The organism is Cronobacter sp. 153480017-3, from assembly GCF_053627815.1.
This window is the reverse complement of the sequence record NZ_JBSEYN010000002.1, coordinates 407,435-428,789: the sequence shown is the minus strand read 5'-3', so window position 1 is coordinate 428,789 and position 21,355 is coordinate 407,435. Positions and strand designations below refer to the sequence as shown.

17 protein-coding genes are annotated in these 21,355 nt (G+C 58.0%); 8 read left to right on the top strand and 9 right to left on the bottom strand.

Annotation, left to right across the window (positions count from 1 at the left end; all coding sequences use genetic code 11):
- Positions 1-4 precede the first annotated feature (4 nt).
- The 6 genes from rmf to rlmKL form a co-directional block, all read right to left on the bottom strand.
- Positions 5-172, bottom strand: a complete 168-nt coding sequence (gene rmf / locus ACUW6V_RS06410) for a ribosome modulation factor (RefSeq protein WP_004385424.1) — start codon at positions 170-172, stop codon at positions 5-7.
- Between the two features lie 255 nt (positions 173-427).
- Positions 428-991, bottom strand: coding sequence for a membrane integrity-associated transporter subunit PqiC (gene pqiC / locus ACUW6V_RS06405; protein WP_007866582.1), 564 nt, complete (start codon positions 989-991; stop codon positions 428-430).
- Positions 988-2,628 (bottom strand): intermembrane transport protein PqiB, encoded by a 1,641-nt coding sequence (pqiB, locus tag ACUW6V_RS06400; protein ID WP_014729187.1) that lies wholly within the window; start codon positions 2,626-2,628, stop codon positions 988-990. The genes pqiC and pqiB overlap by 4 nt, the downstream gene beginning before the upstream one ends.
- Positions 2,618-3,886, bottom strand: a complete 1,269-nt coding sequence (gene pqiA, locus ACUW6V_RS06395) for a membrane integrity-associated transporter subunit PqiA (protein WP_104671563.1) — start codon at positions 3,884-3,886, stop codon at positions 2,618-2,620. Before pqiA ends, pqiB begins: the two co-directional genes overlap by 11 nt.
- A 16-nt stretch (positions 3,887-3,902) precedes the next feature.
- On the bottom strand, positions 3,903-5,807 hold the full coding sequence (locus tag ACUW6V_RS06390; RefSeq protein WP_104673516.1) for an ABC transporter ATP-binding protein: 1,905 nt from the start codon (positions 5,805-5,807) through the stop codon (positions 3,903-3,905).
- 5 nt (positions 5,808-5,812) lie between these two features.
- Positions 5,813-7,930 carry a bifunctional 23S rRNA (guanine(2069)-N(7))-methyltransferase RlmK/23S rRNA (guanine(2445)-N(2))-methyltransferase RlmL gene (gene rlmKL / locus ACUW6V_RS06385; protein ID WP_007866549.1) on the bottom strand — a complete coding sequence of 706 codons (2,118 nt, stop codon included), beginning with the start codon at positions 7,928-7,930 and terminating at the stop codon, positions 5,813-5,815.
- A gap of 102 nt (positions 7,931-8,032) precedes the next feature.
- Here rlmKL and ACUW6V_RS06380 point away from each other — a divergent pair, with 102 nt between their 5' ends.
- Positions 8,033-9,139 carry a YcbX family protein gene (locus ACUW6V_RS06380; RefSeq protein ID WP_454038138.1) on the top strand — a complete coding sequence of 369 codons (1,107 nt, stop codon included), beginning with the start codon at positions 8,033-8,035 and terminating at the stop codon, positions 9,137-9,139.
- On the opposite strand, the gene ACUW6V_RS06375 is transcribed toward ACUW6V_RS06380, so the two are convergent.
- The gene (locus ACUW6V_RS06375) at positions 9,136-9,681 is read right to left on the bottom strand and encodes a cell division protein ZapC (RefSeq protein ID WP_454038216.1); all 546 of its coding nucleotides are present in this window, start codon (positions 9,679-9,681) and stop codon (positions 9,136-9,138) included. The two genes, ACUW6V_RS06380 and ACUW6V_RS06375, sit on opposite strands and share 4 nt — an antisense overlap.
- Positions 9,682-9,845: 164 nt before the next feature.
- Positions 9,846-10,856, bottom strand: a complete 1,011-nt coding sequence (pyrD, locus tag ACUW6V_RS06370) for a quinone-dependent dihydroorotate dehydrogenase (RefSeq protein WP_105546665.1) — start codon at positions 10,854-10,856, stop codon at positions 9,846-9,848.
- A gap of 248 nt (positions 10,857-11,104) precedes the next feature.
- Here pyrD and ssuE point away from each other — a divergent pair, with 248 nt between their 5' ends.
- From ssuE to ssuB, 5 genes are read left to right on the top strand one after another with little or no spacing between them, the layout of a single operon-like run.
- Complete coding sequence (gene ssuE / locus ACUW6V_RS06365) at positions 11,105-11,680, top strand: NADPH-dependent FMN reductase (RefSeq protein ID WP_004388168.1); 576 nt, start codon at positions 11,105-11,107, stop codon at positions 11,678-11,680.
- Positions 11,673-12,644, top strand: a complete 972-nt coding sequence (locus tag ACUW6V_RS06360; RefSeq protein WP_454038137.1) for an aliphatic sulfonate ABC transporter substrate-binding protein — start codon at positions 11,673-11,675, stop codon at positions 12,642-12,644. Before ssuE ends, ACUW6V_RS06360 begins: the two co-directional genes overlap by 8 nt.
- A complete protein-coding gene (ssuD, locus tag ACUW6V_RS06355; protein WP_069681809.1) occupies positions 12,641-13,786 on the top strand; it encodes an FMNH2-dependent alkanesulfonate monooxygenase in 1,146 nt (381 codons plus the stop codon). The genes ACUW6V_RS06360 and ssuD overlap by 4 nt, the downstream gene beginning before the upstream one ends.
- Before the next feature lie 9 nt (positions 13,787-13,795).
- The gene (ssuC, locus tag ACUW6V_RS06350; protein WP_063264820.1) at positions 13,796-14,587 is read left to right on the top strand and encodes an aliphatic sulfonate ABC transporter permease SsuC; all 792 of its coding nucleotides are present in this window, start codon (positions 13,796-13,798) and stop codon (positions 14,585-14,587) included.
- Complete coding sequence (gene ssuB / locus ACUW6V_RS06345) at positions 14,584-15,351, top strand: aliphatic sulfonates ABC transporter ATP-binding protein (protein WP_454038136.1); 768 nt, start codon at positions 14,584-14,586, stop codon at positions 15,349-15,351. The genes ssuC and ssuB overlap by 4 nt, the downstream gene beginning before the upstream one ends.
- Before the next feature lie 273 nt (positions 15,352-15,624).
- On the opposite strand, the gene pepN is transcribed toward ssuB, so the two are convergent.
- Positions 15,625-18,237: an aminopeptidase N gene (gene pepN / locus ACUW6V_RS06340; protein ID WP_105578268.1), complete on the bottom strand. Its 2,613-nt coding sequence runs from the start codon at positions 18,235-18,237 to the stop codon at positions 15,625-15,627.
- Positions 18,238-18,503: 266 nt separating this feature from the next.
- On the opposite strand from pepN, the gene pncB reads away from it, so the two are divergent.
- Positions 18,504-19,706 carry a nicotinate phosphoribosyltransferase gene (gene pncB / locus ACUW6V_RS06335; protein ID WP_004388061.1) on the top strand — a complete coding sequence of 401 codons (1,203 nt, stop codon included), beginning with the start codon at positions 18,504-18,506 and terminating at the stop codon, positions 19,704-19,706.
- A 166-nt stretch (positions 19,707-19,872) separates the two neighbouring features.
- Positions 19,873-21,273 carry an asparagine--tRNA ligase gene (asnS, locus tag ACUW6V_RS06330; RefSeq protein ID WP_032989998.1) on the top strand — a complete coding sequence of 467 codons (1,401 nt, stop codon included), beginning with the start codon at positions 19,873-19,875 and terminating at the stop codon, positions 21,271-21,273.
- Positions 21,274-21,355: the final 82 nt, after the last annotated feature.

Below are 21,355 nucleotides of genomic sequence, written 5' to 3'. Positions count from 1 at the left end.
AAGCTCACGCAATCTGAGCCCTGTCCTCCATGGCTTCTCGCCAGCCTCCCAGCCAATAAGACCTCTGATTCAGGGTCTGGTAAGGACACATTTCTTTCGAGCGTCCGGTGATACCGGCCTGATAACCACGATGATGTGCCCGTTCCAGGCGATCTCTTTTTTGTCTCTTCATGCCTCGTTTCCCTCATTTCAGGTCTGGTGGAAAAGAAAACAGTGATTACATTTTGCGCAATCACCCTTTACGAATACCTGTAAACCCAGGGAACGTCAATGCGCAAAATTCACGCCAATGTCATATTTGTGAGCTACTCTGGATAACATTTATACAAAAATTGAGCAGGTGTTGAGCTTATCTGACTGGCATAAAAGAGAAAGCCGCCGCCCTCTTTAAGAAGAAGACGACGGCTTTTAACATCATTCAAATTTTTTATGGCTGACGCGCAACCTCATCGGCAATGGTTTTCGCCTGCTGCTGCCAGGCCTGCGCCAGCGTTTTCACCATCGCGTCATAACCATCCTGTTGCTGCTTAAGCTCAGTATAGAAAGGCCGCTTGATAAGTTGCCCTTTGTGCTTGAGTAGCCATTCGCCGCTTACAATCACGCGCCCGTCATAACGGCCATGAAAGCCGGTCACGTTGACGTTCAGCGTATCCTGCTCAGCCCCCAGCGGCTGGGCGGAAACCACCCAGCCCGGCAGCGTGGCGCTCAGATTCGTCACCAGCGTATTACGCAGTTGCTGATCCAGCGGGCTGGCCCACAGGTTCTGGCTGGCGATGACATACTGCACGTCGGTCGTCTGGTAGACCACGCCGTTACCCGCGAGATAATCGGGCACCGACACCTGCTCCACCCAGAGCAGATGCTGACTGTCCATCGGCGCGCTGCGGGTCACCGGCGCCGTAGACGCCGGGAGCTGATACCAGGTGGTTTCCTGTGTGGTGCTACAGGCGCTCAGTAGCGCAACGGCGACAAACGGGAGCCATTTTTTCATTCTTTCGCCCTCTTCGGCTGCGGGTCCTTTTTCTCTTTCGATTCAAACACCAGCGCATTGCTCTTCTCATTGAGCGTGCGCAGCACCGGCTGAAGCTCACGCAAGACCTGATCCAGACGCTGCATATCCGCCACCATTTTGTTATAGGCGGCAGAGCCTGGCTGGAAGCCCTGCATGCTGCGGTTAAGCTCACGCAGCGTTTTCTGCATATCCGCCGGCAGCTCCTGCGCCGACTGGCTGGAGGTCAGCTGATTCAGGTTATCGAGCGTCGTCTGCAGGCGGCGCATGGTGCGCTGGCTTTCCGAGAGCGTATTGGTGGCCTGTTCAATCATCGGGTTGAGCGGCAGATTGTTAATTTTATCCAGCGTATCCATCAGACGCTGCTGGATTTGCGCAAGCCCGCTGCTCACCGTCGGGATCACCGGATATCCGTTATAGCTCGCCATATCGGTGACCGGCGGCGCTTTCGGATAGAAATCGAGATCGACAAACAGCTGCCCGGTCACCAGATTGCCGGTTTTAAGCGTGGCGCGCAGGCCTTTCTTTAACAGTTCATGCATATGACTGGCGATGTTCGGATCTTCACCAATCTGATTCGCCAGACGCTCCGGCTCAATACGAACCAGCACCGGAATGCGGTAATCGGTAGTGACCGCCTGATGCAGGCCAGGCACAAAGAATGGCACCTGCGCAACAGTACCGAGACGAATGCCTCGAAACTCGACCGGCGCGCCAGGCTGCAGACCGCGAATGGTGTCTTTAAAGAACATCAGGTAATCAATATGTTCGGTATAGAGCGACTCCTGAATGCTGCGCTGATCGTCGTAGAGCGTAAACGCGGTCTTCTCCGCTACCGGCTGGCCGAGTTCCCAGCCGTCCGGCACGTCAAAACTGACACCGCCGCTAAACAGCGTGCTAAGCGATCCCATTTCCACGCGCATACCGGAGGAACTGAGATCGACCGCGATCCCGCTGTCTTTCCAGAAACGCACGTTGCTGGTCACCAGCCGATCGTTCGGCGCATTGATGAAAAGCTGATAGCTGATGGAGCGCTTTTGCGGGTCAAACGTACTGGTTTCCACCGAACCGACGCGATAGCCGCGAAACAGCACCGGATCGCCCGGGTTAAGTTGCCCGGCTTTATTACTGTCGAGGATGACGCGAATCCCTTTGGCATCCGGCGGCGCCAGCGGCGGCGCGTCGAGCAGCTTGTAAGATTCCGGCACGCTGCCTTTCGAGCCCGGCTGAAGTTCAATGTAAGAGCCGGAAAGCAGCGTATTCAGGCCGGTAACGCCTTCACGCCCAATCTGCGGCTTCACCACCCAGAAGACGGAATCGCCATACAGCAGCTTTTCCATACCGGGGTTCATACGTGCTTTAATTTCGACGTGATGCAAATCATCCGTCAGTACCGCGCTTTCCACCACACCCACATCAACGCTGCGGCTCTTGATAGTGGTTTTACCCCCTTCAATGCCTTCCGCGTTGGTGGTCATCAGCGTCACCACCGGCCCCTGATGGCTGTAGTGATAAAACAGGATCCAGGCGCCGATAAGCGCGGTAATAATCGGGAAGATCCAGACAGGCGACCAGTTCTTCACCCGTTTAATCTTCGCTTCCCCGCGATTATTTTCCATGTTCGGGTAACTCCTCATAACTTGAATCAGACTCACGGTCCCAGGAGAGACGCGGGTCAAAGGTCATCGCGGCAAACATGGTGACAATCACCACCATCGCAAACATGACCGCTCCCCAGGCCGGATAAATATTCATCAGCGCGCCCATACGGACCAGCGCAGACAGCACGGCAATCACAAAAACGTCGATCATCGACCAGCGGCCGACAAACTCCACCACTTCATACATCAGATGCATTCGCTCGCGCTCCTGACGGCCATAGCCTTTAGCGTCAAGGCACAGCCAGCCGAGGGCAATCATCTTAAGCGTCGGCACCATAATACTGGCAAGGAAAATCACCAGCGCCACCGGGTAAGAGCCTTCGTTCCAGATAAGGATTACGCCCGCAATAATGGTGGAAGGCATTCTGTCGCCGAGCAGATCGGTAATCATGATGGGCAGCAGATTCGCGGGCAGATAAAGCATAATGGAGCAGACCAGCAGCGAGACCGTCCACTGGAGACTGTGTTTGCGGCGAACGTGACCGTACGTATGGCAGCGCGGACAGCGCCCCTCTTCACCGGTAAGGATAGCGGTGCAGCACGGGCACGCGCGCAACCCCTGACGGATACCAGCGACGCCTACTTTCAGCGGCTGAGATACTGTCGGCATCGGCGCGATATCGTTCCAGAGCCAGCGGCGGTCGACGCACTGAAAAGCACGAAGCTGCAGGATGCAGAAGAGACACCAGGGGATAAAGCTGCTGCCAATGCCGATATCGCCATAGGCAATCAGCTTGACGAAACTCACCAGCACGCCCGCGAGGAAAATTTCCGCCATCCCCCAGTTGCGCAGCTGAAACAGTACGCGGGACATCGCGATTTTAAGCCGTGGCGGCAGCGTAACGCGGTTGACCAGTAACAGGATGGTGACCAGACAGAAGGCAGGCACCAGCTGAACAAACAGCATAAACAGCGAGCCGAGACTCGCGTAATCTTCGTTAAACAGGACGCGCGGGATCTCCAGCATTGTCACTTCGCTGCTGACGCCCGCCGCTTCCATATTGACGAAGGGAAAAAGGTTGGAGAGCAGCAGCATGAACAGCGCCGCCAGCGCATACGCCGTCGGACGCTGGCGGGGTGCCGCCCACTCGACGGCAAGCGTGGTGTCACAGCGAGGGCAATGCGCCTTTTGTCCCGGCATTAGCGCCGGGAGCCTGACCAGAAGATCGCATTGCGGGCAGAGCATATGCTCGCCCGCATGATGACGTTCACGCATGCGGGTTCCTGAATAATCAGCCGTTTTTAAGTGATTCAAGATATTCCCAGCGCTCAAACGCTTCTTCCAGTGCCGCTTCGGCAGCGCTCAGCTGCGCCAGCACATCCTGCGTTACGTCGTGAGGCTGGTTAAAGAACGACGCGTCGCTGACTTTCGCCTGCAGCGCCTCAAGCTCTGCCTCCAGCGTCTCAAGACGGGCGGGCAGCTGCTCCAGTTCGCGCTGCAAGTTATAGCTTAGTTTGTTGCTGCCTCGTTTGACAGTTTCTGCCTTCGACTCCGCCACCGGCTCCGCTTTCTTCGCTACCGGCTGCTGCATCGCGCGCGACGAGGCCTGCTGGCCGCGCGCATCGTGATACCCGCCAACGTACTGGCCAATCCGGCCTTCGCCTTCGAAAATCCAGCATTCGGTCACGGTGTTGTCCACAAACTGACGGTCGTGGCTCACCAGCAGCACGGTGCCCTGATAGCTGTCGATAAGCTCCTCCAGCAGCTCCAGCGTTTCGACGTCGAGATCGTTGGTCGGTTCATCGAGGATAAGCAGGTTACTGGGCTTAAGGAACAGACGCGCCAGCAACAGGCGGTTACGTTCACCGCCGGAGAGCGCACGCACCGGCGTCATGGCGCGCTTCGGATGGAACAGGAAGTCCTGCAGATAACCGAGCACGTGGCGCGGTTTGCCGTTGACCATCACTTCCTGTTTGCCTTCGGCCAGGTTGTCCATCACGGTGCGTTCCGGATCGAGCTCCGCGCGGTGCTGGTCGAAGTACGCCACTTCCAGTTTAGTGCCGCAATGCACGCGACCGCTGTCAGCTTTCAGCTGGCCGAGCATCAGTTTAAGCAGCGTGGTTTTACCGCAGCCGTTTGGCCCCACCAGCGCGATTTTGTCGCCGCGCTGTACCTGGGCGGAGAAGTCTTTCACCAGCACTTTCTCGCCGAGGCGGTAATTGACGTTCTCCAGCTCAAAGACGATTTTGCCGGAGCGGGTCGCCTCTTCCACCTGCATCTTCGCGCTGCCCATCACTTCGCGGCGTTCGCCGCGCTCGCGACGCATCGCCTTCAGCGCGCGCACGCGGCCTTCGTTACGGGTACGGCGCGCTTTGATGCCCTGGCGGATCCACACCTCTTCCTGCGCCAGCTTGCGGTCAAATTCGGCGTTTTGCAGCTCTTCAACGCGCAGCGCTTCTTCTTTCGCTACCAGATATTTGTCGTAATCGCCCGGATAAGAGACCAGCTTGCCGCGGTCAAGGTCAACGATGCGCGTCGCCATGTTGCGGATAAACGAACGGTCATGCGAGATAAAAACGATACTGCCGGAGAACGATTTCAGGAAAGTTTCCAGCCAGTCGATGGTTTCGATATCCAGATGGTTGGTCGGCTCATCAAGCAGCAGCACGCGCGGCGCGCTGACCAGCGCACGGCCCAGCGCCGCTTTACGCAGCCAGCCGCCGGAAAGCGACGCCAGCGGCGTGTCGGCGTCAAGTTCCAGCTGCGCCAGCACTTCGGTAATGCGGTTTTCGAGCTGCCACAAATCGTGGTGCTCCAGCATCTCCTGCACTTTCGCGAGCTCTGACAGGTTTTTCTCGCTCGGATCGCTCATCACCAGATGTGAAATCTGGTGATAACGCTTCAGGTATTCAGCCTGCTCCGCCACGCCTTCGGCAACAAAATCATAAACGCTGCCAGCGACATTTCGCGGCGGGTCCTGTTGCAGACGTGCGACCACCAGATCTTGCTCATAGACGATGCGACCATCGTCCAGCGGCAACTCATGGTTAATGATTTTCATCAGGGTCGATTTACCGGCCCCGTTACGCCCTACCAGACAGACACGCTCATTTTCTTCGATATGCAGTTCAGCATTATCGAGCAGCGGTGCATCGCTGAATGAGAGCCAGGCGCCATGCATACTGATTAACGACATAATTCTTAGTCCTTGGTCTGGTGAGTAACAAGCCAGCAATTGTGGATCTGGCGGTTGCGCGCGAAGTCCTGAGAGAGCGTTTTTTGTGTGATGTCTTGCGCTTTCAGGCCCAGGGCCGCAAGCCCTTCGTTATCCATCTTGAACCCACGCTTGTTATTGGAAAACATAATTGTCCCGTCGCGACGCAGCAGACGCTTGAGATCTTTCATCAGGCGCAGATGATCGCGCTGCACGTCGAACGTTTCCTCCATACGCTTGGAGTTAGAGAATGTCGGCGGATCGATAAAGATCAAATCGAACTGTTCATCGCTCTCGGCAAGCCAGCTCAGGCAGTCGGCCTGAATCAGGCGATGCGCGCGGCCGCTCAGCCCGTTAAGACGTAAATTGCGCTCCGCCCACTCCAGATACGTGCGCGACATATCCACCGTGGTGGTGGAGCGCGCGCCGCCGAGCCCTGCATGAACGCTGGCGCTGCCGGTATAGGAGAAGAGGTTCAGGAAATCTTTGCCTTTACTCATCTGGCCGAGCATCCGGCGCGCGATGCGGTGATCGAGGAACAAGCCGGTATCCAGATAATCCGTCAGGTTGACCAGCAGACGCGCGTTAAACTCATGGACTTCCATAAACTCGCCCTTCTGGGCCAGTTTTTCATACTGATTTTTGCCTTTCTGGCGTTCGCGGGTTTTCAGCACCAGCTTATTCGGCGCCAGGCCGAGCACCGAGAGCGTGGCGGCAATCACGTCGAACAGACGCTGGCGCGCTTTTTCCGGCTCGATGGTTTTCGGCGGCGCATATTCCTGAATCACCACCCAGTCGGCATAGCGGTCCACCGCCACGTTGTAATCCGGCAGGTCGGCATCATACAGGCGATAACATTCAATGCCTTCCTGTTTCGCCCACTTCTCCAGCTTCTTCAGATTTTTACGCAGACGGTTGGCGTAATCTTCCGCTATCTGCGCCGGTGCTGCGCCAGGCTGCGTCGGGGCCAGACGATAGTTTTTCTGTACGCAATCAAGTGGGCCGTTTTTCGCTTTGAACTGGCGGTCAGCACGCAGTTGCAGGCAGCTTAACAGCTCCGGCGAGGCGCTAAACAGCGACAGATTCCAGCCGCCGAACTGGTTTTTCATAATGCGGCCAAGCAGGCTGTGCAGCGCGATCAGCGCCGGTTCACTCTCCAGACGCTCGCCGTAAGGCGGGTTGCTGATAACGGTGCCGGTCGGGCCTTCCGGCAGCGGATTGGTCAGATTCGTCACATCCTGCGCGGCGAAGGTAATGATGTCGGCAAGACCGGCGCGACGGGCGTTGGTACGGGCGCGCTCAATGACGCGCGCATCGTTATCGGAGCCGTAAAAACGCGAGGCATATTCGCTAAGACCGCGACGGGCGCGCACCTGCGCTTCGGTTTTCACCTCTTTCCAGAGGCTTTCGTCATGCTGCGCCCAGCCGTTAAAGCCCCAGTGGGTACGATGCAGGCCCGGTGCGCGATCGGTGGCGATCATCGCCGCTTCAATCAGCAGTGTGCCGGAGCCGCACATCGGGTCAAGCAGCGGCGTGCCCGGCTGCCAGCCAGAGCGCATGACAATCGCTGCCGCCAGGTTCTCTTTGATGGGGGCCTGGCCGGTGCGATCGCGGTAGCCACGCTGGTGCAGGCCTTCGCCGCTAAGATCGATAGCGATGCTGGCGGTGTCTTTATTGAGCCAGACGTTAATGCGCAGATCAGGCTGTTCGCGATCCACGCTCGGGCGCGGCAGATTTTTACGGGTGAAGGCGTCGACAATCGCGTCTTTGACCTTCATGGCGCCATACTGGCTGTTACGGATGGTGTCGTTAAGACCGCTGAAATGAACGGCAAACGTGGCGTCGGGCGCGAAAATGCTCGTCCAGTCGATAGCCTGAACGCCCAGATAGAGATCCAGATCGCTGTACACCGCGCACTCGCCAAGCGGCAGCAGAATACGCGACGCAAGACGGCTCCACATCAGGCTTTGATAAACCAGAGCCGCATCGCCCTGAAAATGCACGCCTCCCTGAACCACCTGGCACTCCTGCGCGCCCAGGTTTTCCAGTTCAGTTTTTAACAGCTCTTCGAGCCCACGCGCCGTACTGGCAAACAAAGCTTTCATATCGTCACTTCAGTAAAAAGAAAATTGTGGCGCATTATAGCCAATCCCGCACGCATGTCATAAAGTTGCCCTTCTATTTCTTATGCCGGGAGGGCGTACGCCATGGTTTTATCGCAGCTTTTTATTCATCCGGTGAAATCGATGCGTGGGTTGCAGGTCTCTCACGCGCTGGCGGACGTCAGCGGCCTGACATTTGACCGCGCGTTTATGGTGACGGAAACCGATGGCACCTTTATTACCGCGCGCCAGTATCCGCAAATGGTGCTCTTCACGCCCGCGCTGCTGCCGGACGGGTTGCACCTCACTGCGCCGGACGGCAGCAGCGCCGCGATTCGCTTCACTGATTTCGCGACCGCCCCCGCGCCGACGGAAGTCTGGGGCAATCACTTCACCGCGCTTATCGCGCCCGAAAGCGTTAACCAGTGGCTGAGCGGCTTTTTTGGCCGCGATGTGCAACTACGTTGGGTCGGCCCATCGCTCACGCGCCGCGTTAAACTTCACCCCGGCGTACCGCTCGGTTTCGCCGATGGCTTCCCGTACCTGCTTGCTAACGAAGCCTCGCTGCGCGATTTACAAAAACGCTGCCCGGCGGGTGTGGCGATGAATCAGTTCCGCCCGAATCTGGTTGTGACGGGCGTTGAGGCCTGGGCTGAGGACACGTGGAAAGTGATCCGCATTGGCGACGTGGTGTTTGATGTTGCTAAACCGTGCAGCCGCTGCGTATTTACCACCGTCAGCCCCGAGCGCGGACGCAAACACCCAAGCGGCGAGCCGCTGGCGACGCTGCAAAAATTCCGCACGGCGCTGGATAACGGCGATGTCGATTTCGGCCAGAACCTGATTGCCCGCAACAGTGGTGTGATCCGCGCAGGCGATCGCGTTGAAGTGCTTTCGACCGGCCCGGCACGGCTTTATGGCGCAGGCAACGTGGAAGAGAGCGTGACGCCTGTGGCAAACGCAGCGGCGCAGGTGTCTGTCGAATGGGAAGGAAAAAGCTTTAACGGGAATAATCAGCAGGTGGTGCTGGAGCAGCTTGAACAGCAGGGCATTCGGGTACCCTACTCCTGTCGCGCCGGGATTTGCGGCAGCTGTCGCGTGACGCTGCTGGAAGGGGAAGTTACGCCATTGAAGAAAAGTGCGCTCAGCGACGACGGCACGTTTTTAAGCTGTAGCTGCGTGCCGGCAGGCCCGATTCGGCTCGCGCGTTAAACCGCCTGATCGAGGCTCAGCTGCGGGGCGTTCGCCAGCGGTTTGAGCCTGTCATTCATCACTTTAATCGCATCACCCAGTTGCATCGCGCGGCCCGCAAGCGTCAACGCAGGCTGCGCCAGCAGGCAGAGCGTCGCGTTATCACCAGGCTCGACCACCAGCAGGCAGACCGGTTCGCCGCTGTCGCTCAGCCATACGCAGGCAGCATCGCCACAGCTCGGCGACCATTCGGCGTCGTCGTGGGTTAAGAAATGCCAGCTTTTCGGCATCTGGGGTTTCAGGAAGCGGATAGCGACAAGGGCGTTCAGCACCAGTTCGGCGCGCTGTTCAGCGGCGAGAGGAAGTTCACGGCATTTTTCATCGAAGGAGAACCAGAGTGCGGCGTCATCAACGCAGAATCCGGAAGGATCGAACGCGTCGGGCGTCAACATTTTGCGGGCAAAACGCGAGCGAAACAGCATGCCGTTGGCCAGATCGAGCATCATCCGGTCGTGCTCGTTATCATAATACCAGCGCCAGTTATCGTCCGGCTTTATACGCATCATTACCCCCCACTGCGATGAAACTTAAAATTATTTCCCTTTTTTGCCGCTTCGTTTATTCCCTCATTAATCTAAGACTATGACGTTTAAATTAGCAACAATCGCGGAATATAAAACAACCAGGGCTGAAAATAAAGCCCTGGCGGTCTTAAAGGGGGAAATGCTTAAAGGTGGGTCACAATTTCTTTAACGAGCGGCGGCCCTTTAAAAATAAAGCCGGAATAGATCTGAATAAGCGAAGCGCCAGCGGCTATTTTTTCCCGCGCGGCAATAACGGAATCAATACCACCGACGCCGATAATCGGCAGGCGTCCTTGCAGCTCCTGGCTTAACAGGCGAATGATTTCCGTACTTTTTAATTGCAGAGGACGGCCGCTTAATCCGCCCGTTTCGTCGCAATATTTCATGCCCTGAACCAGGCTGCGATCGAGTGTCGTATTGGTCGCAATGACCCCATCAATATTATGGCGCACCAGGCTATCGGCCACCTGGATCAATTCTTCCAGCGAAAGATCCGGTGCGATCTTAACCGCCACGGGTACATATTTATGGTGCTTTTGCGACAGCAGTTGCTGCTGATTTTTAATAGCGGCAAGGAGATCGTCGAGCGCGTCGCCATATTGCAGCGAGCGCAGGCCAGGCGTATTCGGTGACGAGATATTAATCGCGATATACCCGGCGTAGGGAAATACTTTTTCCATACAAATCAGGTAGTCATCTTTACCCTGTTCTACCGGCGTGTCTTTATTTTTACCAATATTAATGCCGAGCACGCCGTCAAAATGCGCTTTTTTGACGTTCTCCACCAGGTTATCCACGCCGAGATTATTAAAGCCCATGCGGTTAATCAGCCCTTCCGCTTCGACCAGGCGGAACAGACGCGGCTTGTCGTTGCCCGGCTGCGGGCGCGGCGTCACGGTGCCGATTTCCACCGATCCAAAACCCAGCGCGCCGAGCGCGTCGATGCACTCGCCGTTTTTATCAAGGCCTGCGGCAAGCCCCAGCGGGTTTTTAAACGTCAGCCCCATGCAGGTCACCGGTTTAGACGGCACTTTCTGGCGCAGCAGCGCTTCAAGGGGCGTGCCGGTAATGCGGCGCATTTGCTGGAAGGTAAATTCGTGAGCGCGCTCGGGGTCGAGCTGGAAAAGGGCTTTTCGAACGAAGGGGTAGTACATGAACTCTCCTGGATTCCCGGTGTGCAAACCGGGGCGCTATTATCTGCGATCCGCTTCACAAAGGGAATTGACCTGCGGCAAAAAAGCCCCTGAGAAAGCAAACGTTTTCTTTTTAATCCTGTTTTATGCGTTTTTTGGCAAAGCATCATCACAATTTTTAGTTTCTCGGGGCCAGCCCCTCTGCCACTATCCTCTCATATTGTTATTAATGTTAATCAAAAACTTTATTTTGGTTATAAGGAGGTGGTATGCGGGTTATTACTCTGGCGGGAAGCCCACGCTTTCCTTCGCGCTCCAGCGCCCTGCTTTCTTATCTCGCGGGTGAACTCACCCGGCTCGATGTTGAGATTTGTCACTGGCATATCCAGAATTTTGCGCCAGAAGATTTACTCTACGCCCGCTTCGACAGCCCGGCGCTCCTGACGCTTATCGAGCAGCTTCAGCAGGCCGACGGCGTCATCATCGCTACGCCCATCTATAAGGCCTCGTTTTCCGGCGCGCTGAAAACGCTGCTTGATCTCCTGCCCGAACGGGCCCTTGAGAAAAAAGTGGTGTTGCCGGTCGCGACCGGGGGTTCGGCCGGCCATCTGCTGGCGCTGGATTACGCGCTTAAACCTGTGCTCAACGCCCTGAAAGCGCAGGAGATCCTGCATGGCGTCTTTGCCGATGACAGTCAGGTGCTGGATTACCACCATCAGCCGCGCTTTTCCGAACCGCTACAAACGCGTCTTGACGATGCCCTCGACACTTTCTGGCAGGCGCTGACTCGTCGCCATCTGGCAACCCCTGCGCCGCAGTTCACAAGGAGAACGTTACATGCTTAATCTTTTGCGCCGTCACGCCGCACCGCTACTGGCAGCCGGCCTCACGCTTTTTACCGCAGGCGTCAGCGCGGCTGAACCACAGCCAGAGGCGCTGCGTATCGGCTATCAGAAAGGCTCTGTGAGCATGGTGCTGGCGAAAAGCCATCATCTGCTTGAGCAGCGTTATCCAAATACCAAAATCACCTGGGTCGAATTCCCGGCAGGCCCGCAGCTGCTTGAGGCGCTGAATGTCGGCAGCATCGATCTCGGCAGTACCGGCGACATTCCGCCTATCTTCGCCCAGGCGGCGGGGGCAGATCTGGTTTACATCGGCAGCGAACCGCCAAAACCGAAAGCCGAAGTGCTGCTGGTAGCGGAAAACAGCCCGATTAAAAGCGTCGCCGACCTGAAAGGCCATAAGGTCGCGTTCCAGAAAGGCTCCAGCTCGCATAACCTGCTGCTGCGCGCGTTGCAAAAAGCCGGGCTGAAATTTACCGATATTCAGCCGGTATATCTCACACCCGCCGATGCGCGCGCCGCGTTTACGCAGGGTAACGTCGACGCCTGGGCCATCTGGGACCCGTACTACTCCGCCGCGCTCATTCAGGGCGGCGTGCGCGTGCTGGCCGACGGCACCGATCTCGACCTCACCGGATCGTTCTATCTCGCCTCGCGCCCCTACGCCGAAAAATATAGCCAGTTCCTGACAGGCGTGCTAGAGAGCTTCAGCGAAGCGGATGCCCTGACCCGCAGCCAGCGCAAAGAGAGCGTCAAACTGTTCGCACAGAGCATCGGACTGCCGGAGCCGGTCATTGAGCTCTATTTCGATCACCGTCCGCCGACGCGCATCACGCCCGTGAATGAAGAGACGGCCGTGCGCCAGCAGCACACCGCCGATCTGTTTTATGACAACCATCTGGTCCCAAAGAAAGTCGATATCCGCAGCCGCCTCTGGTCCGGCGCTACTGAAGGAGCGAAATCATGAGTCTGAATCTGTTCTGGTTTTTACCCACCCACGGCGATGGCCACTACCTCGGTAGCGACGCGGGCGCCCGCCCGGTTGATCACGGCTATCTGCAACAGATTGCGCAGGCCGCTGACCGACTCGGATTTACCGGCGTGCTGATCCCGACCGGGCGCTCCTGCGAAGACGCCTGGCTGGTTGCAGCGTCGATGATCCCGGTCACCCAGCGGCTGAAATTTCTGGTCGCGCTACGCCCGTCGGTCGTGTCGCCGACCGTAGCAGCGCGTCAGGCGGCGACGCTGGACAGGCTGTCCAACGGGCGCGCGCTCTTTAACCTGGTAACCGGCAGCGATCCGCAGGAGCTGGCCGGTGACGGCGTGTTCCTCGATCACACCGCGCGTTATGAGGCGTCGGCCGAGTTTACCCGCGTCTGGCGTCGCCTGCTGGAAGGCGAAAAGGTCGATTTTGAAGGCAAGCATATTAAGGTGCGCGGCGCGCAGCTGTTATTCCCGCCGGTACAACAGCCCCGCCCGCCGCTTTACTTCGGCGGCTCGTCTGATGTGGCGCAGGATCTGGCTGCCGAGCAGGTCGATCTCTACCTCACCTGGGGCGAGCCGCCGGAGCAGGTAAAAGAGAAGATAGCCCAGGTGCGCGCCAAAGCGGCGGCTCACGGGCGCACGGTACGCTTCGGCATCCGTCTGCATGTCATTGTGCGTGAAACCACGGAAGAAGCCTGGCAGGCCGCTGACCGGCTGATCGCCCATCTCGACGACGAAACGATCGCCAAAGCCCAGGCGGCGTTTGCGCGTCAGGATTCGGTCGGTCAGCAGCGCATGGCGGCGCTGCACGGCGGGCGGCGCGACCAGCTTGAGATTAGCCCGAACCTCTGGGCGGGCGTGGGGCTGGTGCGCGGCGGCGCAGGCACGGCGCTGGTGGGCGATGGCCCAACGGTGGCGGCGCGTATTAATGAATACGCGGCGCTTGGCATCGACAGCTTTATCCTCTCCGGTTACCCGCATCTGGAAGAGGCGTACCGGGTGGGCGAGCTTTTGTTCCCGCATCTCGATATCGCCATCCCGGACGTGCCGCAGCCTCGCCCGCTCACGGCACAGGGTGAAGCAGTGGCCAATGAATTTATTCCGCGCCGGGTCGCGCAGAGTTAAGGAGGCCGTATGACAAGCGCTTCGCAAAAATGGCTCCAGCGCGCCGCCCCGTGGGTGTTGCCGGTGGGAATTATCGCCGTCTGGCAGCTCGCCTCCCAGACGGGCTGGCTGTCGACGCGTATTCTGCCGTCGCCCGAAAGCGTGGTGGAGACGTTCTGGCGGCTGACGGCAAGCGGCGAGCTCTGGCAGCACCTGGCTATCAGCAGCTGGCGCGCGCTGGTGGGTTTTTCCATCGGCGGACTGATTGGGCTGGCGCTCGGGCTTATCAGCGGGCTGTCGCGCTGGGGCGAACGCCTGCTCGACAGCTCCATCCAGATGCTGCGAAACGTGCCGCATCTGGCGCTGATCCCGCTGGTGATTTTGTGGTTCGGCATTGATGAGAGCGCCAAAATTTTTCTGGTGGCGCTCGGCACGCTGTTCCCGATCTATATCAACACCTGGCATGGCATTCGCAATATTGACAGCGGTCTGCTGGAGATGGCGCGCAGCTACGGGCTTTCCGGTTTCAGCCTGTTCCGGCAGGTGATTTTACCGGGCGCCCTGCCCTCGATTATGGTCGGCGTGCGTTTCGCGCTCGGGCTGATGTGGCTGACGCTTATCGTGGCGGAGACGATTTCGGCGAATTCCGGCATTGGCTATCTCGCAATGAACGCGCGTGAATTTTTGCAAACCGACGTGGTGGTGGTGGCGATTATTCTCTATGCCCTGCTTGGCAAACTCGCCGATCTCAGCGCCCGTGCGCTGGAGCGTGTCTGGCTGCGCTGGCACCCGGCTTATCAGTTAAAGGAGGCGAACGCATGACAACAGCACGGCTCAACCAGGGAACGCCGCTGCTGCTGGAAGGCGTGACCAAACGCTACGGCGAGAAAACCATTCTTAACGCGCTGGATCTGCATATTCCCGCCGGGCAGTTTGTGGCGGTGGTCGGGCGCAGCGGCGGCGGCAAGAGTACGCTGCTGCGTCTGCTCGCGGGGCTTGAAACGCCGGACGGCGGCGAACTGCGCGCCGGGAATGCGCCGCTTGCCGACGCCCGTGAAGATACGCGCATGATGTTTCAGGATGCGCGCCTGCTGCCTTGGAAGAAGGTGCTGGATAATGTCGGGCTGGGGCTTAGAGGCGACTGGCGTCCGGCGGCGCGCCAGGCGCTTGAGGAAGTGGGTCTGGCCGACCGCGCGAACGACTGGCCCGCCGCGCTTTCCGGTGGACAGAAGCAGCGTGTGGCGCTGGCGCGCGCGTTGATTCATCGCCCTGGCCTGCTGCTACTGGATGAGCCGCTCGGTGCGCTGGATGCGCTGACGCGCCTTGAGATGCAGGAGTTGATTGTATCGCTGTGGCGCGAGCACGGTTTTACGGTGCTGCTGGTGACGCACGACGTGAGCGAATCGGTGGCGATGGCGGAGCGGGTGTTGTTAATCGAAGACGGGAAAATCGGGCTCGATATGGCCGTGGAGTTGCCGCATCCGCGTCACCACGGCACGCCACGTCTGGCGGAGCTTGAAGCGCGGGTGTTGAACCGGGTAATGCGTAAAACGCCTGTGCCGGTGCGGGAAATGAAGGTGGGGTGATGTGTTATCCATAAAAGAAAAGCGGGTGCGCTTACGCTTACCCGCCCTACAAACACTGACAGGGTATTATCCAGGGTGGGTAAGCGTAAGCGCACCCACCACAAAACCCCGTAGGGTGGGTAAGCGCAGCGCACCCACCACAGTACCAATGTAGGGTGGGTAAGCGCAGCGCACCCACCACAGAACCCCGTAGGGTGGGTAAGCGCAGCGCACCCACCACAGTACCCCGTAGGATGGGTAAGCGCAGCGCACCCACCACCCCATATCAGCCCATTACGCCAGCGCCTTGCTCACTTTCTCATACAGATCGCCGGACAGCTTCGGCAGCGCCTTCAGCTCTTCCAGCGCCGCGCGCATCAACGCCTGACGTTTTTCATCATAACGCTTCAGGCGGATCAGCGGCTCAATCAGACGCGACGCCACCTGCGGGTTACGGGTGTTGAGCTCAATCAGCATATCGACCAGAAAACGGTAGCCGCTGCCATCTTCGGCATGGAACGCCGCCGGGTTGTTAGTGGCGAACGCGCCCACCAGCGCACGCACGCGGTTCGGGTTGCCGAGGCTGAAGGAGCGGTGTTCCAGCAACGCACGAACTTTGCTCACCACGGTTTTCTCCGGGCTCATCGCCTGCAACATAAACCACTTGTCCATCACGAGACCGTCGTGGTGCCACTTGTCGTCATACTCGCCAAGCAGCGTATCGCGGCACGGTAACTGCGCCACTACGGCAGCCGCGAGCGCTGCCAGCGCGTCGGTCATGTTGTCCGCGTCGTGATACTGGGCGGAGACCAGCTTGTCGGCCAGCTGCGCGTCGCCAAACGCCAGATAATGCAGGCAGGTATTACGCAGCGCGCGCTTGCCGATATCCGCGTGATCGATACGGTAGCCGGTGAGTTTATGCGCGTTGTAGACCGCCAGCAGTTCATCAGCAAGCTCGGTCGCCAGCGTGCGGGTCAGCGCGTCGTGCACCGCCGCGATGGCCTGCGGATCGATGGTCTGGAACAGCTCGGCGATCTCGTTTTGCGACGGCAGCGTCAGGATCTCCGCCGCCAGCGCCGGATCGATGGTTTCGTCAAGCAGGATCGCGCGGAAAGCGTCCGCCACGTGCAGCGGCAGCGACAGCGGCTGTTGCTGCTGATAACGCGCGACGTTGAGTTTGATATGGGTGGCCAGCAGGCTTTGCGCCGCATCCCAGCGTGAGAAATCGTTGCGCGCATGGCGCATCAGGAACGTTAACTGCTGATCGCTCCATTTGTATTCCAGCTTCACCGGGGCGGAAAATTCGCGCAGCAGCGACGGCACTGGCTGGAAATACACGTTATCAAAAACAAACGTCTGCTCCGCCTGCGTCAGATTCAGCACATGGTGCACCGGATGCCCGTCTTTTTGCAGCGGGATGACCTTACCTTCGTTGTCATACAGCTCGATATCGAATGGAATATGCAGCGGCAGTTTTTCCGGCTGGTCCGCCGTAGGCGGCGTGCGCTGGCTTAGCGTCAGCGTGTACTGCTCGGTCTGCGGATTGTAATCATCCTGCACGGTGACAATTGGCGTGCCGGACTGGCTATACCAGCGGCGGAAATGCGAGAGATCGACATTCGACGCGTCTTCCATCGCCTGCACAAAATCGTCGCAGGTGGCGGCGCTGCCGTCGTGACGCTCGAAATAGAGCTGCATGCCTTTCTGGAAATTCGCTTCGCCAAGCAGCGTATGCAGCATGCGGATGACTTCGGAACCCTTTTCATACACGGTCAGCGTATAGAAGTTATTCATCTCAATGACCATGTCCGGGCGAATCGGGTGCGCCATCGGGCTTGCGTCTTCGGCGAACTGCATCGCGCGCATGGTACGCACGTTGCTGATGCGGTTAACCGCGCGGGAGCCGAGATCGGAGCTGAATTCCTGATCGCGAAAGACGGTCAGCCCCTCTTTCAGGCTCAGCTGGAACCAGTCGCGGCAGGTGACGCGGTTGCCGGTCCAGTTGTGGAAATATTCGTGGCCGATAACGCGCTCAATGTTGAGATAGTCTTTATCGGTCGCGGTTTCAGCGCGCGCCAGCACGAATTTGGAGTTAAAGACGTTAAGCCCTTTGTTCTCCATCGCGCCCATGTTGAAGAAATCGACCGCGACTATCATATAAATGTCGAGATCGTACTCCAGACCAAAGCGCTCTTCGTCCCACTTCATGGAGTTTTTCAGCGAGGTCATCGCCCAGCCGGCGCGGTCCAGGTTGCCGCGATCTACATAAAGCTCCAGCGCCACGTCGCGCCCGGAGCGGGTGGTGAAGGTATCGCGCAGCACGTCGAAATCGCCTGCCACCAGTGCAAACAGATAGCACGGCTTCGGGAACGGATCTTCCCACTGCATCCAGTGACGGCCATCGTCCAGTTCGCCCTGCGCCACGCGGTTACCGTTGGAGAGTAAATACGGGTATTTCGTTTTATCGGCGATGATTTTAGTGGTAAAGCGCGCCAGCACGTCCGGACGATCCAGATACCAGGTAATGTGACGGAAGCCCTCAGCTTCGCACTGGGTGCAGAGCGCCTCGCCTGACTGATACAGGCCTTCCAGCGCCGTGTTCGCCGCCGGGTTGATGTCGTTGACGATTTTGAGCGTGAAGCGCTCCGGCAGGTTTTCCAGCACCAGCGCGCCCTCTTCCAGGCGGTGATGCGTCCAGGGCTGTCCATCCACCTCGACCGAAATCAGGGTAAGGTCTTCGCCATCCAGACGCAGCGGCGCGTTCTCCGCCACGCGGCGGTTGATCTGACTGACCGCAGTGACCCGCGTTCTGGCGGCGTCGAGGTCGAAGGTCAGATCAATGTCGGTAATCAGGTAATCCGGCGCACGATAGTCGTGGCGATATTTTGCTTGTGGCTGTTGAGTCATAAAAAACCTTATCCAGGGTCCGTATGGTTACGACTCCAGTCTATTCCTGTTGCGTTAATGTTGCCACGCAGAATCTTTCACTTTTCAGCCGCTACGACGCAGATTGCTACATTTAAGTAACAAGCGGCACGAATTGCCCTCGACCCGCTTCGCCGGTTGTGTTGTGATCCTGCTTCAATAAACCGATAATCAGGGTATACTCCTGCGTCTTTATCTGCTTATGCCACTGATAGACACGCGCCTGTGAGAGGATGCCAGTTCGCACCATGACACAATACGCTTCCCCCCTATTGCAAACGCTGCTGGATACGGACGCCTATAAGCTGCATATGCAGCAGGCGGTTTTTCATCACTATTATGATGTGCATGTCGCAGCGGAATTTCGCTGCCGGGGTGACGATCTGCTGGGCATTTATGCTGACGCTATCCGCGAACAGGTCGATGCCATGCAGCATCTGGCGCTTTCCGACGCCGAGTATCAGTGGCTCTCCGGGCTGCCGTTTTTCAAATCCGATTACCTCCAGTGGCTGAAAACGTTCCGTTATGACCCAACGCAGGTGCAGATCCGCAACGACGGCGGCAAGCTGGATATCCGCCTAAGCGGCCCGTGGCGCGAAGTCATTATGTGGGAAGTGCCGCTTTTGGCCGTGATTAGCGAGCTGGTGCACCGCTACCGCTCCCCGGAGGCGAGCGTCGATCAGGCGCTGGCGCATCTCGAAGTCAAACTCGATGATTTTCGCGCCATGACGGACGGGCTCGATTTAAGCGCTTTCCGTCTGATGGATTTCGGCACCCGCCGCCGTTTCTCGCGCGATGTTCAGCAGGCGATTGTCGAGCGTCTCAAGCTGGAGCCGTGGTTTATCGGCACCAGTAACTATGACCTCGCCCGCCGTCTTTCACTGACGCCGATGGGCACCCAGGCGCATGAATGGTTCCAGGCGCATCAGCAAATCAGCCCCGATCTCGCGAACAGCCAGATTGCGGCGTTGCAGGCGTGGCTTGACGAATACCCGGATATGCTCGGCATCGCGCTGACCGACTGTATTACGATGGACGCCTTCCTGCGCGATTTCGGCCCGGAGTTCGCGGGGCGCTACCAGGGGCTGCGCCACGACTCGGGCGATCCGGTGCAGTGGGGCGAGAAAGCTATCGCGCACTACCAGCAGCTCGGCATCGATCCGCTCAGCAAAACGCTTATCTTCTCTGATAACCTCGATTTCGCGAAAGCGATTGAGCTCTATCGCCACTTCGCCGACCGCGTGAAGCTGGGCTTTGGCATCGGCACCCGTCTCACCTGCGATATCCCGCACGTGAAGCCGCTCAATATCGTGATTAAGCTCGTTGAATGTAACGGCCGTCCGGTGGCAAAACTCTCCGACAGCCCAGGCAAAACGATTTGTCACGATAAGGCGTTTGTTCGCGCGCTGCGCAAAGCCTTCGATCTTCCTCAGGTGCGCAAAGCAAGCTGATGTTTTCCCAAAGGGAGCTGCGCGCTCCCTGCTTTTCCCTCCCCTTTGCGATTTCTTTTTCCCGCACCGCGAATTCTGCTTGTCTGATGGCGTATGCCAGGTAACATAGATAACCCCCCGTCCGGGTGGAAAATGTTATTTTTGACCATTAACCAGAGAGAAAATTATGAGCGTTGTGCCTGTAGCCGACGTACTCCAGGGCCGCGTTGCCGTTGACAGTGAAGTCACCGTGCGCGGGTGGGTGCGTACCCGAAGAGATTCAAAAGCTGGCATCTCCTTCCTCGCCGTTTATGACGGTTCCTGCTTTGATCCGATACAGGCTGTCATTAATAATTCTCTGCCCAATTACAATGAAGAGGTTTTACACCTCACGACGGGCTGCTCGGTTATCGTCACCGGCAAGGTGGTGGAATCCCCGGGCGAAGGCCAGAGCTTTGAGCTGCAGGCAACCCAGGTGGAAGTGACCGGCTGGGTGGACGATCCGGACACCTACCCGATGGCGGCCAAGCGCCACAGTATTGAGTATCTGCGTGAAGTCGCGCACCTGCGCCCGCGTACTAACCTGATAGGTGCCGTGGCTCGCGTACGCCACACGCTGGCGCAGGCGCTGCACCGTTTCTTCCACGAACAGGGCTTCTTCTGGGTTTCCACGCCGCTTATCACCGCGTCGGATACCGAAGGCGCGGGTGAAATGTTCCGCGTCTCGACGCTGGATCTGGAAAACCTGCCGCGCGACGCGCAGGGCAAAATCGATTTCGATAAAGACTTTTTCGGTAAAGAAGCGTTCCTGACCGTGTCAGGCCAGTTGAACGGCGAAACCTACGCCTGCGCGCTATCGAAAGTCTATACCTTCGGCCCAACCTTCCGCGCTGAAAATTCCAACACCAGCCGCCACCTGGCGGAGTTCTGGATGCTGGAGCCGGAAGTGGCGTTCGCCAACCTGAACGATGTCGCGGGTCTCGCGGAAGCGATGCTGAAATATGTCTTCAAAGCGGTGCTTGATGAACGCATGGACGACATGAAGTTCTTCGCCGAACGCGTGGATAAAGAAGCCATCGAGCGTCTGGAGCGTTTCATCTCTGCCGACTTCGCGCAGGTGGATTACACCGACGCGGTCGCCATTCTTGAGAAGTGCGGCGAGAAATTCGAGAACCCGGTCTACTGGGGCGTGGATCTGGCGTCCGAGCATGAGCGTTATCTCGCCGAGAAACACTTTAAAGCGCCGGTTGTTGTTAAAAATTACCCGAAAGACATCAAGGCGTTTTATATGCGCCTTAACGAAGATGGTAAAACCGTGGCGGCGATGGACGTACTCGCGCCGGGCATCGGTGAAATCATCGGCGGCTCCCAGCGTGAAGAACGCCTCGACGTGCTGGACGCCCGTATGGATGAGATGGGTCTTAATAAAGAAGACTACTGGTGGTATCGCGACCTGCGCCGTTACGGCACCGTGCCGCATTCCGGCTTTGGTCTCGGCTTTGAACGTCTGATCGCCTATGTTACCGGCGTGCAGAACGTGCGCGATGTGATCCCCTTCCCGCGTACCCCGCGCAACGCGAACTTCTAATCCCAAAAAGGCCAGCGACTTGCTGGCCTTTTTTCTTCCCGCCTTGTGTTGTTCATTTTCTATTACGGTTTCACGGAATTTT

What these genes read in the sequence shown, in the direction of transcription:
- rlmKL (WP_007866549.1), bottom strand. Translation starts at nt 7,930, where the DNA reads ATGAAAGCTTTGTTTGCCAGTACGGCGCGTGGGCTCGAAGAGCTGTTA.
- ssuE (WP_004388168.1), top strand. Translation starts at nt 11,105, where the DNA reads ATGCGGGTTATTACTCTGGCGGGAAGCCCACGCTTTCCTTCGCGCTCC.
- pepN (WP_105578268.1), bottom strand. Translation starts at nt 18,237, where the DNA reads ATGACTCAACAGCCACAAGCAAAATATCGCCACGACTATCGTGCGCCG.
- ssuC (WP_063264820.1), top strand. Translation starts at nt 13,796, where the DNA reads ATGACAAGCGCTTCGCAAAAATGGCTCCAGCGCGCCGCCCCGTGGGTG.
- ACUW6V_RS06390 (WP_104673516.1), bottom strand. Translation starts at nt 5,807, where the DNA reads ATGTCGTTAATCAGTATGCATGGCGCCTGGCTCTCATTCAGCGATGCA.
- pqiA (WP_104671563.1), bottom strand. Translation starts at nt 3,886, where the DNA reads ATGCGTGAACGTCATCATGCGGGCGAGCATATGCTCTGCCCGCAATGC.
- ssuD (WP_069681809.1), top strand. Translation starts at nt 12,641, where the DNA reads ATGAGTCTGAATCTGTTCTGGTTTTTACCCACCCACGGCGATGGCCAC.
- pqiC (WP_007866582.1), bottom strand. Translation starts at nt 991, where the DNA reads ATGAAAAAATGGCTCCCGTTTGTCGCCGTTGCGCTACTGAGCGCCTGT.
- pqiB (WP_014729187.1), bottom strand. Translation starts at nt 2,628, where the DNA reads ATGGAAAATAATCGCGGGGAAGCGAAGATTAAACGGGTGAAGAACTGG.
- pyrD (WP_105546665.1), bottom strand. Translation starts at nt 10,856, where the DNA reads ATGTACTACCCCTTCGTTCGAAAAGCCCTTTTCCAGCTCGACCCCGAG.
- ACUW6V_RS06375 (WP_454038216.1), bottom strand. Translation starts at nt 9,681, where the DNA reads ATGCGTATAAAGCCGGACGATAACTGGCGCTGGTATTATGATAACGAG.
- ssuB (WP_454038136.1), top strand. Translation starts at nt 14,584, where the DNA reads ATGACAACAGCACGGCTCAACCAGGGAACGCCGCTGCTGCTGGAAGGC.
- ACUW6V_RS06360 (WP_454038137.1), top strand. Translation starts at nt 11,673, where the DNA reads ATGCTTAATCTTTTGCGCCGTCACGCCGCACCGCTACTGGCAGCCGGC.
- rmf (WP_004385424.1), bottom strand. Translation starts at nt 172, where the DNA reads ATGAAGAGACAAAAAAGAGATCGCCTGGAACGGGCACATCATCGTGGT.
- asnS (WP_032989998.1), top strand. Translation starts at nt 19,873, where the DNA reads ATGAGCGTTGTGCCTGTAGCCGACGTACTCCAGGGCCGCGTTGCCGTT.
- ACUW6V_RS06380 (WP_454038138.1), top strand. Translation starts at nt 8,033, where the DNA reads ATGGTTTTATCGCAGCTTTTTATTCATCCGGTGAAATCGATGCGTGGG.
- pncB (WP_004388061.1), top strand. Translation starts at nt 18,504, where the DNA reads ATGACACAATACGCTTCCCCCCTATTGCAAACGCTGCTGGATACGGAC.